11 protein-coding genes are annotated in these 13,694 nt (G+C 70.6%); 7 read left to right on the top strand and 4 right to left on the bottom strand.

Annotation, left to right across the window (positions count from 1 at the left end; all coding sequences use genetic code 11):
• The first annotated feature begins 124 nt into the window (after positions 1-124).
• Both AC07RM_RS19325 and AC07RM_RS19330 read left to right on the top strand, forming a co-directional pair.
• Positions 125-3,541 (top strand): hybrid sensor histidine kinase/response regulator, encoded by a 3,417-nt coding sequence (locus AC07RM_RS19325; protein ID WP_495335535.1) that lies wholly within the window; start codon positions 125-127, stop codon positions 3,539-3,541.
• On the top strand, positions 3,513-4,424 hold the full coding sequence (locus AC07RM_RS19330) for a response regulator transcription factor (protein ID WP_093344446.1): 912 nt from the start codon (positions 3,513-3,515) through the stop codon (positions 4,422-4,424). The genes AC07RM_RS19325 and AC07RM_RS19330 overlap by 29 nt, the downstream gene beginning before the upstream one ends.
• A 133-nt stretch (positions 4,425-4,557) precedes the next feature.
• Here the strand turns inward: AC07RM_RS19330 and AC07RM_RS19335 are convergent, their stop codons facing one another.
• The 3 genes from AC07RM_RS19335 to AC07RM_RS19345 form a co-directional block, all read right to left on the bottom strand.
• Positions 4,558-6,453: a GspE/PulE family protein gene (locus AC07RM_RS19335; protein WP_495335536.1), complete on the bottom strand. Its 1,896-nt coding sequence runs from the start codon at positions 6,451-6,453 to the stop codon at positions 4,558-4,560.
• A gap of 133 nt (positions 6,454-6,586) precedes the next feature.
• A complete protein-coding gene (locus AC07RM_RS19340; protein WP_495335537.1) occupies positions 6,587-8,083 on the bottom strand; it encodes a sensor domain-containing diguanylate cyclase in 1,497 nt (498 codons plus the stop codon).
• 120 nt (positions 8,084-8,203) lie between these two features.
• Positions 8,204-9,172 carry a tripartite tricarboxylate transporter substrate binding protein gene (locus AC07RM_RS19345; protein ID WP_093344466.1) on the bottom strand — a complete coding sequence of 323 codons (969 nt, stop codon included), beginning with the start codon at positions 9,170-9,172 and terminating at the stop codon, positions 8,204-8,206.
• Between the two features lie 193 nt (positions 9,173-9,365).
• On the opposite strand from AC07RM_RS19345, the gene AC07RM_RS19350 reads away from it, so the two are divergent.
• Both AC07RM_RS19350 and AC07RM_RS19355 read left to right on the top strand, forming a co-directional pair.
• On the top strand, positions 9,366-9,800 hold the full coding sequence (locus AC07RM_RS19350; RefSeq protein ID WP_495335538.1) for a hypothetical protein: 435 nt from the start codon (positions 9,366-9,368) through the stop codon (positions 9,798-9,800).
• A 104-nt stretch (positions 9,801-9,904) separates the two neighbouring features.
• Positions 9,905-10,351, top strand: coding sequence for an SRPBCC family protein (locus tag AC07RM_RS19355; RefSeq protein WP_413763168.1), 447 nt, complete (start codon positions 9,905-9,907; stop codon positions 10,349-10,351).
• Positions 10,352-10,372: 21 nt separating this feature from the next.
• Here the strand turns inward: AC07RM_RS19355 and AC07RM_RS19360 are convergent, their stop codons facing one another.
• Complete coding sequence (locus tag AC07RM_RS19360; protein ID WP_296798880.1) at positions 10,373-11,278, bottom strand: LysR family transcriptional regulator; 906 nt, start codon at positions 11,276-11,278, stop codon at positions 10,373-10,375.
• Positions 11,279-11,387: 109 nt separating this feature from the next.
• Between AC07RM_RS19360 and AC07RM_RS19365 the strand changes: the two genes are divergently transcribed.
• From AC07RM_RS19365 to AC07RM_RS19375, 3 genes are read left to right on the top strand one after another with little or no spacing between them, the layout of a single operon-like run.
• Positions 11,388-12,296: a ferritin family protein gene (locus AC07RM_RS19365; protein ID WP_208511549.1), complete on the top strand. Its 909-nt coding sequence runs from the start codon at positions 11,388-11,390 to the stop codon at positions 12,294-12,296.
• A complete protein-coding gene (locus AC07RM_RS19370) occupies positions 12,296-12,697 on the top strand; it encodes a RidA family protein (protein ID WP_495317690.1) in 402 nt (133 codons plus the stop codon). The genes AC07RM_RS19365 and AC07RM_RS19370 overlap by 1 nt, the downstream gene beginning before the upstream one ends.
• Before the next feature lie 7 nt (positions 12,698-12,704).
• The gene (locus AC07RM_RS19375; protein ID WP_495335539.1) at positions 12,705-13,607 is read left to right on the top strand and encodes an alpha/beta hydrolase; all 903 of its coding nucleotides are present in this window, start codon (positions 12,705-12,707) and stop codon (positions 13,605-13,607) included.
• Positions 13,608-13,694: the final 87 nt, after the last annotated feature.

The following is a 13,694-nucleotide window of genomic DNA, read 5'->3' on the forward strand; positions in this document are numbered from 1 at the left end:
GCCCGCAGACTCGCGGGACCGACGACGACGGACCGGGGGGCGCACGGCGGGCACGGAGCGCTTCTTGCAATGCAGCTGCACCATGCCGATCCCCTCGCCGTCGCCGTCTCCACGAGACACCCCGATGCCTTCCGTCAATTCCGTGAGCGGGCAGAAGATCTTCCGCATCCGACGCGACTACAACGCCTGGGTCGCGAACGAGACGCTGGAGGACTACGCGCTGCGCTACACGCCGCGCAGCTTCCGCAAGTGGTCGGAGTTCCGGGTCGCGAACGCGGCCTTCGGCGCCACGTCCTTCCTCGCGCTCGAGGCCATCGGCGGCGCGATCGCGTTGAGCTACGGCTTCTCGAACGCGCTGTGGGCGATCCTGGTGGTGGGGCTGATCACCTTCCTCACGGGCCTGCCGATCTCCTACTACGCGGCGCGCCACGGCGTCGACATGGACCTGCTCACGCGCGGCGCCGGCTTCGGCTACCTGGGCTCCACCCTCACCTCGCTGATCTACGCGAGCTTCACCTTCATCTTCTTCGCGCTCGAGGCCGCCATCCTCGCGCTCGCGCTGCAGATGTACCTCGACTGGCCGCTGTGGCTGCTCTACCTGGTGTCCTCGCTGGTCATCATTCCGCTGGTGGCGCGCGGCATCACGCTGATCTCGGGGCTGCAGCTGTGGACGCAGCCGATCTGGATCGTGCTGTTCGTCTGCCCCTTCGTCGCGGTGCTCGTGAAGAAGCCCGAGCTCTATGCCGACTTCACCGGCCTCGTGGGCCGGGTCTCCAACAGCAGCGGCTTCGATCCGCTGATGTTCGGCGCCGCCGCCACGGTCGCCTTCTCGCTGGTGGTGCAGATCGGCGAGCAGGTCGACTACCTGCGCTTCCTGCCCGAGAAGACGGCCGCCAACCGCGCGCGCTGGTGGACCGCGGTGCTGGTGGCCGGGCCGGGCTGGATCGTGCCGGGCATGCTCAAGATGATGGGCGGCGCCTTCCTGGCCTTCCTCGCGCTGCAGCACGAGATCCCGGCCAACCACGCGATCGAGCCGACGCAGATGTACCTCACGGGCTTCGCCTACGTGCTGCGCGACCCGGCCTGGATCCTCGGCATCACGGTGCTGTTCGTGGTGGTCTCGCAGATGAAGATCAACCTGACGAACGCCTATGCCGGCTCGCTGGCCTGGTCGAACTTCTTCGCGCGGCTCACGCACAGCCATCCGGGCCGGGTGGTGTGGCTGGTGTTCAACGTGGTGATCGCGATCCTGCTGATGGCGCTGGGCGTGTTCGCCGCGCTCGAGCACGTGCTGGGCTTCTACAGCAACATCGCGATCGCCTGGGTCGGCGCGCTGGTGGCCGACCTGGTCATCAACAAGCCGCTGGGCTGGAGCCCGAAGACCATCGAGTTCAAGCGCGCCCATCTCTACGACATCAACCCCGTGGGCCTGGTCGCCACGCTGGTGGCGGCGGCGCTCGCGATGCTGGCCTACTCGGGCGCCATCGGCCAGTGGGCGCGCTCCTTCTCGCCCTTCATCGCGCTGGCCACCGCGCTCGCGGTCTCGCCGCTGCTGGCCTGGCGCACGCGCGGGCGCTACTACCTCGCGCGGCGCGACATCGCGCACTGGACGCCGGGCCAGATCGTCAAGTGCTCGGTCTGCGACAACGGCTTCGAATCGGAGGACATGGCGCATTGCCCGGCCTACAGCGCGCCGATCTGCTCGCTGTGCTGCACGCTCGAGTCGCGCTGCCACGACCGCTGCAAGACCGACTCGCGCGCGGCCGAGCAGATGAGCGGCTGGCTGCAGTCGCTGCTGCCGCCGGCGCTGTCGGCGCGGCTCAACTTCCGCGTCGCCCACTACCTGATGGTGGCGGCCTCGCTGGTGGCGCTGCTGGCCACGGTGATGGGCGTGGTCTATGCGCAGGAGGCGATCACCGGCGCCAGCGCGATCGATCCGCGGCTGCGCGACGCCTTCCTCAAGGTCTTCACCCTGCTGTCGCTGGTGGCGGCGGTGGCGGCCTGGTGGGTGGTGCTGGGCAGCGAGAGCCGGCAGATGGCGCAGGAGGAATCGAACCGCCACAACCACCTGCTCACGCTCGAGATCGAGGCCCACCAGCGCACCGATGCCGCGCTGCAGGCGGCCAAGGAGGCGGCCGAGGCGGCCAACCAGGCCAAGACGCGCTACGTGGCCGGCATGACGCACGAGCTGCGCACGCCGCTCAACAGCATCCTGGGCTACTCGCAGATCCTGCTCAAGGGCGATGCCGCGCTGCCGCCGCGCGAGGCGGTGCAGACCATCCACCGCAGCGGCGAGCACATGCTGGGGCTGATCGACGGCCTGCTCGACCTGGCGCGCATCGAGGCCGGCCGGCTGCAGCTCGAGCCGGCGCCGCTGGCGCTGCCGGCCTTCCTCGACCAGGTGGTGCACATGGTGCGGCCGCAGGCCGAGAACAAGGGCCTGGCCTTCGTCTACACCCACGCCGGGCGGCTGCCGCCCTGGGTGCATGCCGACGCCAAGTGGCTGCGCCAGATCCTCATCAACCTGCTGACCAATGCCGTGCGCTTCACCGACAGCGGCACCGTCACGCTGCACGTGGACGCGCGCCGCGAGGTGCTGCGCTTCGACGTGATCGACACCGGCATCGGCGTGGCGCCGCAGGACCACCAGCGCATCTTCCTGCCGTTCGAGCGCGGTGCCGCGGGACGCCGGCGCGGCGAGCCCGGCACCGGGCTGGGCCTCACGATCACCGGCCTGCTGACCTCGCTGATGGGCGGCGAGCTCAAGCTGGCCGCCACCTCCTCGGCCGGCAGCACCTTCAGCGTGCGCGTCTACCTGCGCGCGGTGGCCGACCCCGGCCCGCAGGCCAAGGCCGGCGCGCTGCGCCAGCCGGTGTCGGGCTACCTCGGCGAGCGCCGCACGCTGCTGGTGGTGGACGACCAGCCCGTGCAGCGCCAGATGCTGGCCGGCATGCTCGCGCCGCTGGGCTTCGAGGTGCGCGAGGCCGCGAGCGGCACCGAGTGCCTCGACAGCCTGCGCGAGGAACTGCCCTCGGCGATCCTGCTCGACCTCAGCATGGACGACCTCGACGGCTGGCAGACCGCGAGCCTGGTGCGCGCCTCGGGCTTCGATGCGCTGCCGATCATCATCGTCTCGGCCAACATGTTCGAGAACCAGGCCGAGCGGCTGCGCGCCGCGGGCTGCCAGGCCTTCGTGGGCAAGCCGGTGATCGAGTCCGAACTGATCGCCACGCTCGAGCGCCACCTCGGCCTCGAATGGCTCGATGCCGCCGACGCGCTGCGCCCGCGGGCCGACGAAGAACTCGCACCGGTTCGCCCGCCGCGGCTGCTGCTCGGCGAGGACGACCGCGCCGAGCTGATGCGGCTGGTGCAGATGGGCCACGTGCGCGGCCTGCACCAGGCGCTCGACCGGCTGGCCGCCCAGTCGCCCGGCGCGGCCGCCACCTGCACCTGGCTGCGCGGCATGGTCGCGCGCTTCGAACTCGACTCCCTCCGCAAGGCCCTCGCCGAAGATGCAGACACCCTCGCCTCCCCTTCCTGAAGCCGAACGCCCCGTGGTGCTGGTGGTGGACGACGCCCCCAGCAGCCTCGGCATGCTGTGCGACACGCTCGAGGCCAGCGGCTACACCGTGCTGGTGGCGGCCGACGGCGAATCGGCGCTGCAGCGGCTCGAACTGGTGGTGCCCGACGCCATCCTGCTCGACGGCATGATGCCCGGCCTCTCGGGCTTCGAGACCTGCCGCCGCATCAAGGCCGACGCGGCGCTCGCGCACATCCCCGTGATCTTCATGACCGGCCTCTCGGAAACCGCCGACGTGGTCGAGGGCTTCGAATGCGGCGGCGTCGACTACGTGGTGAAACCGATCCGCGCGCAGGAGGTGCTGGCGCGCTTGCACACCCACGCACGCAACGCCCGCATCACGCGCATGGCGCGCGACGCGGTCGACGTGGCCGGCATGGGCGTGGTCTTCGTCGACGCGCGCGGGCGCGTCGCCTGGCGCTCGCCGCAGGCCGGCCTGTGGCTGCATGCGCTGGGCGAGGCGCGCGCGCCGGGCCTGCTGCCGCGCGCGCTCGAGGCCGCGCTGGCGCCCGGCGCCACCCTCGGCGTGGTCACGGCGGCCGGCATCCGGCTGTCGGTGCGCAACCTCGGCGCGGCCGCATTGGGCGAGACCATGCTGCTGTTCGCGGTGCAGCGCGAGGGCGCGGGCGGCGCCTCGTCGGCGCGGCTGGCCGAGGCCGCGCTCACGCCGCGCGAGACCGAGGTGCTGTCATGGCTCGCCAAGGGCAAGACCAACCGCGACATCGGCGAGATCCTCGGCACCAGCCCGCGCACGGTGAACAAGCACCTCGAGCACATCTTCGAGAAGCTCGGCGTGGAGACCCGCGCGGCAGCGGCGGCGCTGGCCAGCGGGCAGTTCGATTGAGGTGTCCGCTCAGAAGGTGTGAAGGAACCGTCGCGAGCGCCCCGAGGTCGCGTCGAGGACCGCAGCCGTACTGACGTACGGCGAGGACCGCAGATGCGAGATCGGGGCGCGCAGCAGGTTCATTCGCACCTTCTCAGGCGTTGCTGGTCGCGCGCACTTCCTCGATCGTGGTCTGGCCCGCCAGCACCTTCTCGATGCCGTCCTGACGCAGCGTGCGCATGCCTTCCTTCAGCGCCGCCTGCAGCAGCTCCTCGGCGCGCGCCCCGCTCTGCACCAGCCGGCGCAGCTCCTTCGAGACCGTCATCAGCTCGTGGATGCCGACGCGGCCGCGAAAGCCCGTCTTCGCGCAGTGCTCGCAGCCCGCGCCGCTGTGCAGGTGCAGCCGCCCGTCGCGGCCGAAGCGCTGCAGCCAGCCATCGAGCGTGGCCTGCCGGCGCGCCGGGATCTCCTCGGCCGGGAAGGCGTGCAGGTAGTCGGCCAGCAGTTCCTCGACCGCCTCCTCGCTCGCGGGCGCGCTGCGCACGCAGTGGCCGCAGATGCGGCGCACCAGCCGCTGCGCCAGCACCGCGAGCAGCGAGTCGGCGAAGTTGAACGGGTCCATGCCCATGTCGAGCAGGCGCGTCACGGTCTCGGGCGCGCTGTTGGTGTGCAGGGTCGACAGCACCAGGTGGCCGGTCAGCGAGGCCTCGATCGCGGTCTTCGCGGTCTCCTCGTCGCGGATCTCACCGACCATGATCACGTCGGGATCGGCGCGCACGAAGGCGCGCAGCGCCTTGGCGAAGGTCCAGCCGATGCGCGGATTGATCTGCACCTGGCGCAGCCCGTTCTGCGTGATCTCCACCGGGTCCTCGGCGGTCCAGATCTTGCGCTCGGGCGTGTTGATGTGCATGAGCGCCGAATGCAGCGTGGTGGTCTTGCCCGAGCCCGTGGGCCCCACGCACAGCACCATGCCGTAGGGCCGCTCCACCGCGTGGGTCAGGCGCCGCAGGTTGTCGGGCGACAGGCCCAGCGACTGCATCGGCAGCGGCTTGGCCGAGGCCAGGATCCGCATCACCACGTCTTCCAGGCCGTTGTTGGTGGGAATGGTCGCCACGCGCAGCTCGATCTTGTGCTGCGGCGAGTACTTGGCGAAGTTGATCTTGCCGTCCTGCGGGTTGCGCTTCTCACTGATGTCGAGGTCGCACATGATCTTCACGCGCGCCACGATCGCGTTGCGGTAGCTGGGCGGCAGCTCGAGGTAGGTGTAGAGCAGCCCGTCGCGGCGAAAGCGGATGCGCGTCTTCTCCTGGCCCGGGTAGCTCTCGATGTGGATGTCCGAGGCGCCGTCGCGATGCGCCTCCTGGATCATGCTGTTGATCATGCGCACCAGCGAGTTGTCCGACTGCTCGATCGGCGACTCCGTGGGCGCCGGCGCCGGGCCCTCCTTCTCGAGCGTCTGCAGCAGCTCGCTGGTGCCGGCCATGTCGAACTCGAGCGGGCGCATCGGGTCGAGATTGGCCGCGCCGCCGCCACCGCCGTCGGCCACGTCGCCGATCTTCTCGTAGGCCGCGGCCAGCACGCTGTCGAGGTCCAGGCACTGGCCCACGACCGGGATCACCTTCATCTGCGCGACGAACTGCACTTCGTCGATCACCGAATAGCGGCTCGTGGGATCGTCGATCGCGATCACCAGCCGCCCCTCGTGCAGCATCAGCGGCATGACCTGCAGCCGCCGCGCCACCGCGTGGCCCACCTTGCGCAGCGCCTCGGCCGCGGGCGGGAACACATGCAGGTTGACCAGCGGATAGCCCATCTTGCGCACCAGCGCGGTCTGCAGCTGGCCGCGGCTCACGGCGCCCATGCGCACCAGCGTCTCGCCCAGCGGCACCAATGGTTCGCGGCGCTGCTGGCGCAGCCCGGCGGCGAGCTGGTCGCCGGTGATCATGCCCAGCGCGACCAGCGCCTCGCCGATCCGCGTGATCGGCATCCGGCTCTGCGCATCGAGCGCGCGCACGAGCTGCTCGGGCAAGGCGACTTCGGCGAATGACATGGCTTGTTCTTTTCCTGTTGTTGGGTTGGGCGGCGCGCCGGAATGGCGATGCCATCGCGGCGCGCGGGATGCACGATCGTAGAGCGCCGCGCGAGGGCCCGCTACCCGGCGGGACTCCTGAGTACGCAAGTGTTCAGGTCACCGGTGTCTCGTTGGTGCACACGCGGTTGCGCCCACCCGACTTGGCCACGTACAGCGCCTTGTCGGCGCCGCGCACCAGCTCCTTGGGCTGCACGCTGCCGGCCTCGGGCCGCAGCGCGTCGACGCCCGCGCTCAGGGTGACGAAGCCGTCGGCGGCGCCGGCATGCTCGATCTCGAGCGCGCGCACCGCGGCGCGGATGCGCTCGGCCAGCAGCGCGGCCGCCTCGACGTCGGTGCCCGGCAGCAGCACCGCGAGCTCCTCGCCGCCGTAGCGCGCCGCGAGGTCGCCGGGCCGGCGCGCCGCCACGTTGGCGATGGTGCGGCAGATCTTCTGCAGGCATTCGTCGCCGGCCGTGTGGCCGTAGATGTCGTTGTATTCCTTGAAGCGGTCGACATCGAGCAGGATCAGCGCCAGCGTGCTGGCGTTGCGCACCGCGCGGCCGAACTCGGTGTCGAGCGTGACGTCGAACTGGCGCCGGTTCGCCAGGCCCGTCAGGCCGTCCTCCATCGCCAGCGTGTTGAGCGTCTTGTTGAGCGCCTCGAGCGCGTCGCGCGCGCGCAGCAGCTCGGCCTCGGTGCGCGTGCGCCGCTCGATCTGGCGCACCAGCCCCAGGCCGACGAAGGCGACCACGGCACTGAGCGCCAGCACGCCGCCCGAATGCCAGAAGGTGTCCTTCCACCAGCCGGCGAGGATCTCGTCCTTGGACAGCGCCGCGCCCACGAACAGCGGGTAGTTGTCGAGGCGCCGGAAGCTGTTGAGCCGCAGCACCCCGTCCTGCGCCGACTTGATGTAGGCGGTGCCGACCGGGCCGTTGGCCTTGTAGGCGCGGAACAGTTCCGAGTCGCGCATGTCGCGCCCCACCATCTCGGGCCCGTAGGGCCGTCGGACCATCATCGTGCCGCTGTCGAGGATCAGCGCCGCGGCGCCGGCCTTGCCGATGTCGAGGCTGTCGTAGAAGCGGAGGAAGAAGTCGACGTCGATGCTCGCGAGCGCCACGCCCGCGAAGCCGCCGTCGGGATGGTCGATGCGGCGCGACACCGGGATCAGCAGCTTGCCGCTGGTGCGGCTCTTCACGGGAATGCCGATGTGCGGCCCGCGGTCGGCGTGCGTGCGGTGGAACACGAAGTACTCGCGGTCCGCGTTGTTGAGGTTCTGCGGCGGCACCGCGCGCGAGTTCGCGACCCAGTTGCCGTCCTGGTCGTAGACGTGCAGCGCGTCGATCTGCGGCAGCTCGGCCGCCTGCGCGGCCAGCACCCGGCGCAGCCGCTCGACCTGGGCCGGGCCCGCGCCGTCGTTCTCGAGGCGCTCGACCACGCCGATCAGCACCGTGTCGGCCTGCTTGATCGTGTCGTCGGCCTGCTGCGCCAGCGCGCGCGAGAGGTTCGCCGTCGCCACGCCCATCTGCTCGAGCAGCGCCGTGCGCGACTCCCAGCTGTGCCAGACGTCGAGCGCCACGAGCGCGAGGCACACGGCGGCCACGAAGGCCATCGTGCGGACGGCAATGGAAAGGCGTTGGAACACGGGAACCTTGGCGGCAGTGAATGCGGCCGGATTCTCGCCGGTATCGGCCGTTTCGGTGCGCCGGCCGGCGCGCTCGTCAGGCAGCGGTCAGGGCGCGAGACCCGCGGTCTTCACCACCGCCGCGTACTTGCCGGCTTCCTCGGCGACATAGGCGGTGAACTGCGCGGCGTTGCGCGGATCGGGCTCGGCGCCGATGTCGCGCAGCCGCTGCGCCAGCGCCGGGTCCTCGAGCACCTTGGCCATGGCGGCCGAGAGTTGCTGGCGCACCGGCGGCGGCAGCTTCGCGGGCGCGAACACGCCGAACCAGGCGCTGACCTCGAAGCCCGGCAGCCCGCTCTCGGCCACCGTGGGCACCTCGGGCAGCAGCGGGCTGCGCCGGCTGCCGGTCACGGCCAGCGGCTTGAGCTTGTGGGTCGCGATATTGGGCAGCGAGGTGGTCTGCAGGTCGAACATCAGCGGCACGTGGCCCGCGAGCACGTCGGCCAGCGCCGGCGCGCTGCCGCGGTAGGGCACGTGCAGCAGCTTGAGCTTCGCGGCCGAGGCGAGCATCTCACCGGCCAGGTGGTTCGAGGTGCCGGGGCCGGCCGATGCGTAGCTGATCGATCCCGGCGCCTGCCGGGCCGCCGCGAGCAGTTCGGCCACGCTGCCGTAGGGCGCGCCCGGATGGGCCACCAGCACGAACGGGATCGACGCCAGCGCGCTGACCGGCACGAAGTCCTTCACCGGGTCGTAGCCGACCTTGGACATCGCCGGGTTGATGGCCTGCGAGCTCACCGTGCCGAGCAGCAGCGTGTAGCCGTCGGGCTTCGCTTCCGCGACGAAGCGCGCGCCGATCGCCGTGCCGGCGCCGCCCTTGTTCTCGATCACCACCGGCTGCCCGAGCTGCGCCGCCAGCTTCTGTCCCACCGTGCGCGCCAGGATGTCGGCCGAGCCGCCGGCCGGATAGGGCACGACCAGCGTCACCGGACGATCGGGAAAGCCCTGGGCCAGGGCCGGCGCGGCGATGCCGGCGGCAAGGAGCAGCAGGCCCGCGAGCAGCGTGCGAGGGAGATTCATCGGGGGGACTCCATGTTGGGAACCGCATGGTGCGAACGGGGGCGGCGGTCTGTCCAATACGTTCACTGGCCGGCGTTCATATATGAAATGAATCACCGGTGGCTATAGCCATCACGCCGGCGAAAGCCCGGGACCCGCCGCCGGGCCCGCGGTCACGGTCCTGCGGTAATCTGCCGGCAGGAGGGCCCTGCATTTGGACCAGGCACAGACCGCATATTTTCTCGACCGTTACGCCAGGATGAGCGACGAAGAACTCTCGTACCTGCTCGTCACCCGCGGCGACAGCCTCTCGGAAGAGGCCAGCCATGCGTTGCGCTCGGTGCTGGGCGGCCGGGACCCGACGCTGCTTCGCCAGGAAGTGCAGGCCACCACCGCCGACCTCCATGCGCAGATCGAGCGCGCCGAGCACGAGGCGCGCAAGCAGCAGAAGGTGGCCCGGCTCCAGCACAACGGGATTCGCATCGTCTGCGCCGTGCTGCTGATCGTCGGGCTGATCGCGTGGATGTCCGGCCACGCCAACGAGGGCATCGGCTTCGCCATCGGCGGCATCGCCCTCTTCCTGCTCATCGAGATCCGCCGCCTCGTCTGGCGTTTCATTGCCGCGCTCTTCGATCCGAACGCGCGCTGAGCCGTCGCGAAAAATATTTGTCGCCCCATGTCGATGTGCCGCAGGCTCATCCGTCGTGTCAATGGAGGGTCGTCCTCCGCACCACTTCACCAGGAGAACACACCATGGCTACCCACACCGTCCGTCTGCACCGCGTGCTGCGCGCCCCGCCCGAGCGCCTCTACCGCGCCTTCACCGAACCCGGCGCCTTCGAACGCTGGCTGCCGCCCTTCGGCTTCACCGGCAAGGTCCACCAGATGGAGCCGGTGGTCGGCGGCAGCTGGCGCATGTCCTTCAGCAACTTCAGCTCGGGGCACAGCCATTCGTTCGGCGGCAAGTACCTCGAGCTGGTGCCGGGCCAGCGCGTGGCCTACGACGCGACTTTCGACGACCCCAACCTGCCGGGCACGATGAAGACCACCGTCACGCTGACCGCCGTGTCCTGCGGCACCGACGTGGCCATCGTGCAGGAAGGCATTCCCGAGATGATTCCGGTCGAGATGTGCTACCTGGGCTGGCAGGAGTCGCTGGTGGCGCTGGCGCAATTGGTGGAGCCCGACATTCCGGGTTGAGGCGGCAGAGCCGGCGCGTACTCAACGCGCCGCCCCCTCCACCGCCTTCTTCGCCACCGCCAGGAACGACTGCACCACCGGGTTGTCGTTGCCGCTCGCATGCGCGAACACCAGGCTGTAGGTCGGCGGCGGCCGCGAGCCCGCGATCTCGAGGAAGGCGACGTCGGCCATCGCGAGCACGCGCATCGCGGCCGGCACCAGCGCGATGCCCAGGCCGCCCGCGACCAGCGTGAGGATCGACTGCATCTGCGCGGCCTCCTGCACCACCTTCGGCAGGAAGCCCGCCGACTGGCAGGCGCCGAGCAGCGCGGCGACGAAGCCCGCGCCTTCCGCGGCCGGGAACGAGATGAAGGATTCGGCCGCCAGCGCCGCGATCTTCACCGAGCGCTGCGCCGCCAGCGGATGGCTGCGCGGCACGGCGATCACGAACTTCTGCGCCTGCAGGTCCACCAGCACCAGCCCGCGCGATTCGTAGACCGGGCCCACCACCAGCGCGAGTTCGACCTCGCCCTTGCGCAGGTCCTCGAGCTGGCGCGCGGTGGTCTCGGCCGTGAGGCGCAGTTGCACGGTCGGGTAGTCGTGCTGGAAGCGCTTGAAGATCGCGGGCAGCACGTCGAGCGCCGCGCTCGGCACGAACGAGAGCCGCAGCGAGCCCTCGAGCCCCTGTGCCGCGCGGCGCGCGCGTTCGCCGGCCGCCTGGGCCTGCTGCAGCAGGCGCTGCGCGTCCTTGTGGAAGACCTGGCCCGCGGGCGTGAGCCGCACGTGGTGCCGGCTGCGGTCGAACAGAACCGCGCCGAGCTGCTCCTCGAGATTGCGCATCGCCACGCTCAACGGCGGCTGCGACATGTGGAGCCGGATCGCGGCGCGGCCGAAGTTCAGTTCCTCGGCCAGCACCACGAACTGGCGCAGTTGTCTGAATTCGAACATGGGCGTGGAGATAGCTGCGGCGAATGACGAGCCACTTTAAACAGTATTGGATGTATGAGCGCGGGCTTCCTAGCATGGCCTTTCCCCCAACCCACGACGGACACCGCCCATGCAAGCCTCGCTGCTCGAAGAGATCCCTTCCGTGCCGAACCCCTATCCCGTGGTCTCGAAGGTCGAATACCCCGAGGTCTGGCGCCTGTGCACCCAGGCGCGCGAACTGGCCTGGGACCCGGTGGCCGACATCGACTACAGCGACCTGCGCGAGGCCGAGCTGCCGCCCGAGGTGCGCCAGGCCGGCGCCGAATGGTGGAGCCTGCGCGCCTGGATGGAGCACGGCGCCACGCCCTATGGCGCCGAGCGGCTGCGCGAGGCGATCTTTGGCCACCAGCCCTTCGAGATCAAGCAGCACATCACGAACTTCATCGCCGAGGAGTTCCGCCACCACGAGGCCAGCTTCCGCATCGCCGAGCACCTCGCGGCCTACGAGCCCACGCCGCGGGCCGACTACTTCCGCGACATCATTCCGCGCTTCCACGACGAGAAGGACGAGAAGGCGATGAGCTTCTTCGCGGGCCTCTCGGTCAACACGCTGTTCGAGCAGCTCTCGGGCGAACTGCTGCAGGCGCGCTACGAGAACGCGCGCTTCGGCTCGATCCGCGAGGCCTGCCGGCTGATCCTGCGCGACGAGGCGCGTCACATCCAGTTCGGCCGCATCATCATGCGGCGCTTCTTCAGCGAGCTGCCGGCCGACGAGAAGCGCACCATCGGCGAGAAGGTGGCGAAGAAGCTGCGCGGCAGCCTGCTCAACGGCGTCTACGCGGTGGTCAACCTGCCCGAGGACGAACGCCGGCGCTCGGGCCGCAACCGCGCGCTGGCGGCCGACCATGGCCTGGGCGCCACCCATCCCGACGAGGAGATGGGCATCATCAAGCGCGGGGTCGACAAGATCCGCGAGGACATCGGCGCCTATGGCGTCGAGATCCCGTTCATTCCCGAACTCGACGGCGCGGTGCATTGATGACGCACACCGCCGCCACCCGCCTCGCACCCGGGGACGTCGCGCCGCCGGTCGGCGCCTACAGCCACGGCATCGTCACCCAGGGCCCCGGCCGCTGGCTGCACATCGCGGGCCAGATCGGCACCGCAGCCGACGGCACGCTGCCAGAGAGCTTCGAGGCGCAGGCCAGGCAGGCCTGGACCAACCTCGTGGCCGTGCTGCGCGCGGCCGGCATGGACGTGTCGCACCTGGTCAAGGTCACGACCTTCCTGACCGACGCCGCCGACCTGCCGCGGCTCGGCCCGGTGCGCGCCGGCTTCCTCGGCGAGGCGCGCCCGGCCTCGACCTTGCTCGTGGTGCAGGCGCTCGCGCAGCCGGCCTGGCGCATCGAGGTCGAGGCCTCGGCCTTCCGTGCCGACTGAAGACGGCATGCGCCCCGACGGACGCTCCGAAGCCATCGACCGGATGCTGCGCGAGACCGGCCCGGCCTGGCAGGCCGACATCCGCGCGGCCGGCGACCCCGTGAAGGCCGCCTACCTGCCGCTGCTGCTGGCCGCGCCCGCGGACGGCTGCGAGATCGTCCACGACCTGCCCTACGGCACGCATCCGCGGCAGGTGCTCGACGTCTACCGGCCGCGCGGCGCACGGGCCGCGCCGGTGATCGTGTTCGTGCACGGCGGCGCCTTCGTGCGCGGCGCCAAGGACATCAATGCCGCGATGTACGGCAACGTGCTGCGCTGGTTCGCGCGCCGGGGCTGCGTGGGCATCAACGTCGAATACCGGCTCGCGCCCGAGGCCATGCATCCGCAGGGCGCGTTCGACGTGGCCGCGGCCTGCGACTGGGTCGCGCGCCATGCGGCCGAGCACGGCGGCGATCCCCATGCGATCTGCCTGATCGGGCATTCGGCCGGCGGCACGCATGCGGCCAGCTATGCCTGCGATCCCTCGCTCGGCTTCATGGGCCGGCATCTGCGCGCGCTGGTGCTGGTGTCGGCGCGGCTGCGCGCCGACGCGCGGCCCGAGAACCCGAACGCGGCCGGCGTGCGCGCCTATTTCGGCGACGACACCGCGGCCTACGAGGGCCGGTCGCCGATGGCCCATGCCCACCGGCTGGCGCTGCCCACCTTCGTCGTGCATGCCGAGTACGAGAACCCGCTGCTCGACGTCTACGCGACGGAGTTCGCCTGGCGCATGGCCAAGGCCCAGGGCATCGCCCCGCGCCACCTGAGCGTGCCCGGGCACAACCACGTCTCGGTCATGGCCCACTTCGACAGCGGCGAGCAGTGGCTCGGCGAAGAGATCCTGGCCTTCCTCGAAGCGGCGCGCGGCTGACTATCTCTTTCGTGGAATCGATCGCGGCGCGCCGGTGCGGTACGCTGCCGGCCTTCGCCGCGCCGGCGCGCGGCTCCCCTCCACCGC

The sequence above is a fragment of the Variovorax sp. GW821-FHT09B05 genome (assembly GCF_059418265.1).

Bases quoted from the DNA above. Each gene is read 5' to 3' on its own strand.
- AC07RM_RS19335 (WP_495335536.1), bottom strand. From the start codon at position 6,453: ATGTCATTCGCCGAAGTCGCCTTGCCCGAGCAGCTCGTGCGCGCGCTC.
- AC07RM_RS19355 (WP_413763168.1), top strand. From the start codon at position 9,905: ATGGCTACCCACACCGTCCGTCTGCACCGCGTGCTGCGCGCCCCGCCC.
- AC07RM_RS19345 (WP_093344466.1), bottom strand. From the start codon at position 9,172: ATGAATCTCCCTCGCACGCTGCTCGCGGGCCTGCTGCTCCTTGCCGCC.
- AC07RM_RS19325 (WP_495335535.1), top strand. From the start codon at position 125: ATGCCTTCCGTCAATTCCGTGAGCGGGCAGAAGATCTTCCGCATCCGA.
- AC07RM_RS19340 (WP_495335537.1), bottom strand. From the start codon at position 8,083: ATGGCCTTCGTGGCCGCCGTGTGCCTCGCGCTCGTGGCGCTCGACGTC.
- AC07RM_RS19330 (WP_093344446.1), top strand. From the start codon at position 3,513: ATGCAGACACCCTCGCCTCCCCTTCCTGAAGCCGAACGCCCCGTGGTG.
- AC07RM_RS19360 (WP_296798880.1), bottom strand. From the start codon at position 11,278: ATGTTCGAATTCAGACAACTGCGCCAGTTCGTGGTGCTGGCCGAGGAA.
- AC07RM_RS19365 (WP_208511549.1), top strand. From the start codon at position 11,388: ATGCAAGCCTCGCTGCTCGAAGAGATCCCTTCCGTGCCGAACCCCTAT.
- AC07RM_RS19370 (WP_495317690.1), top strand. From the start codon at position 12,296: ATGACGCACACCGCCGCCACCCGCCTCGCACCCGGGGACGTCGCGCCG.
- AC07RM_RS19375 (WP_495335539.1), top strand. From the start codon at position 12,705: ATGCGCCCCGACGGACGCTCCGAAGCCATCGACCGGATGCTGCGCGAG.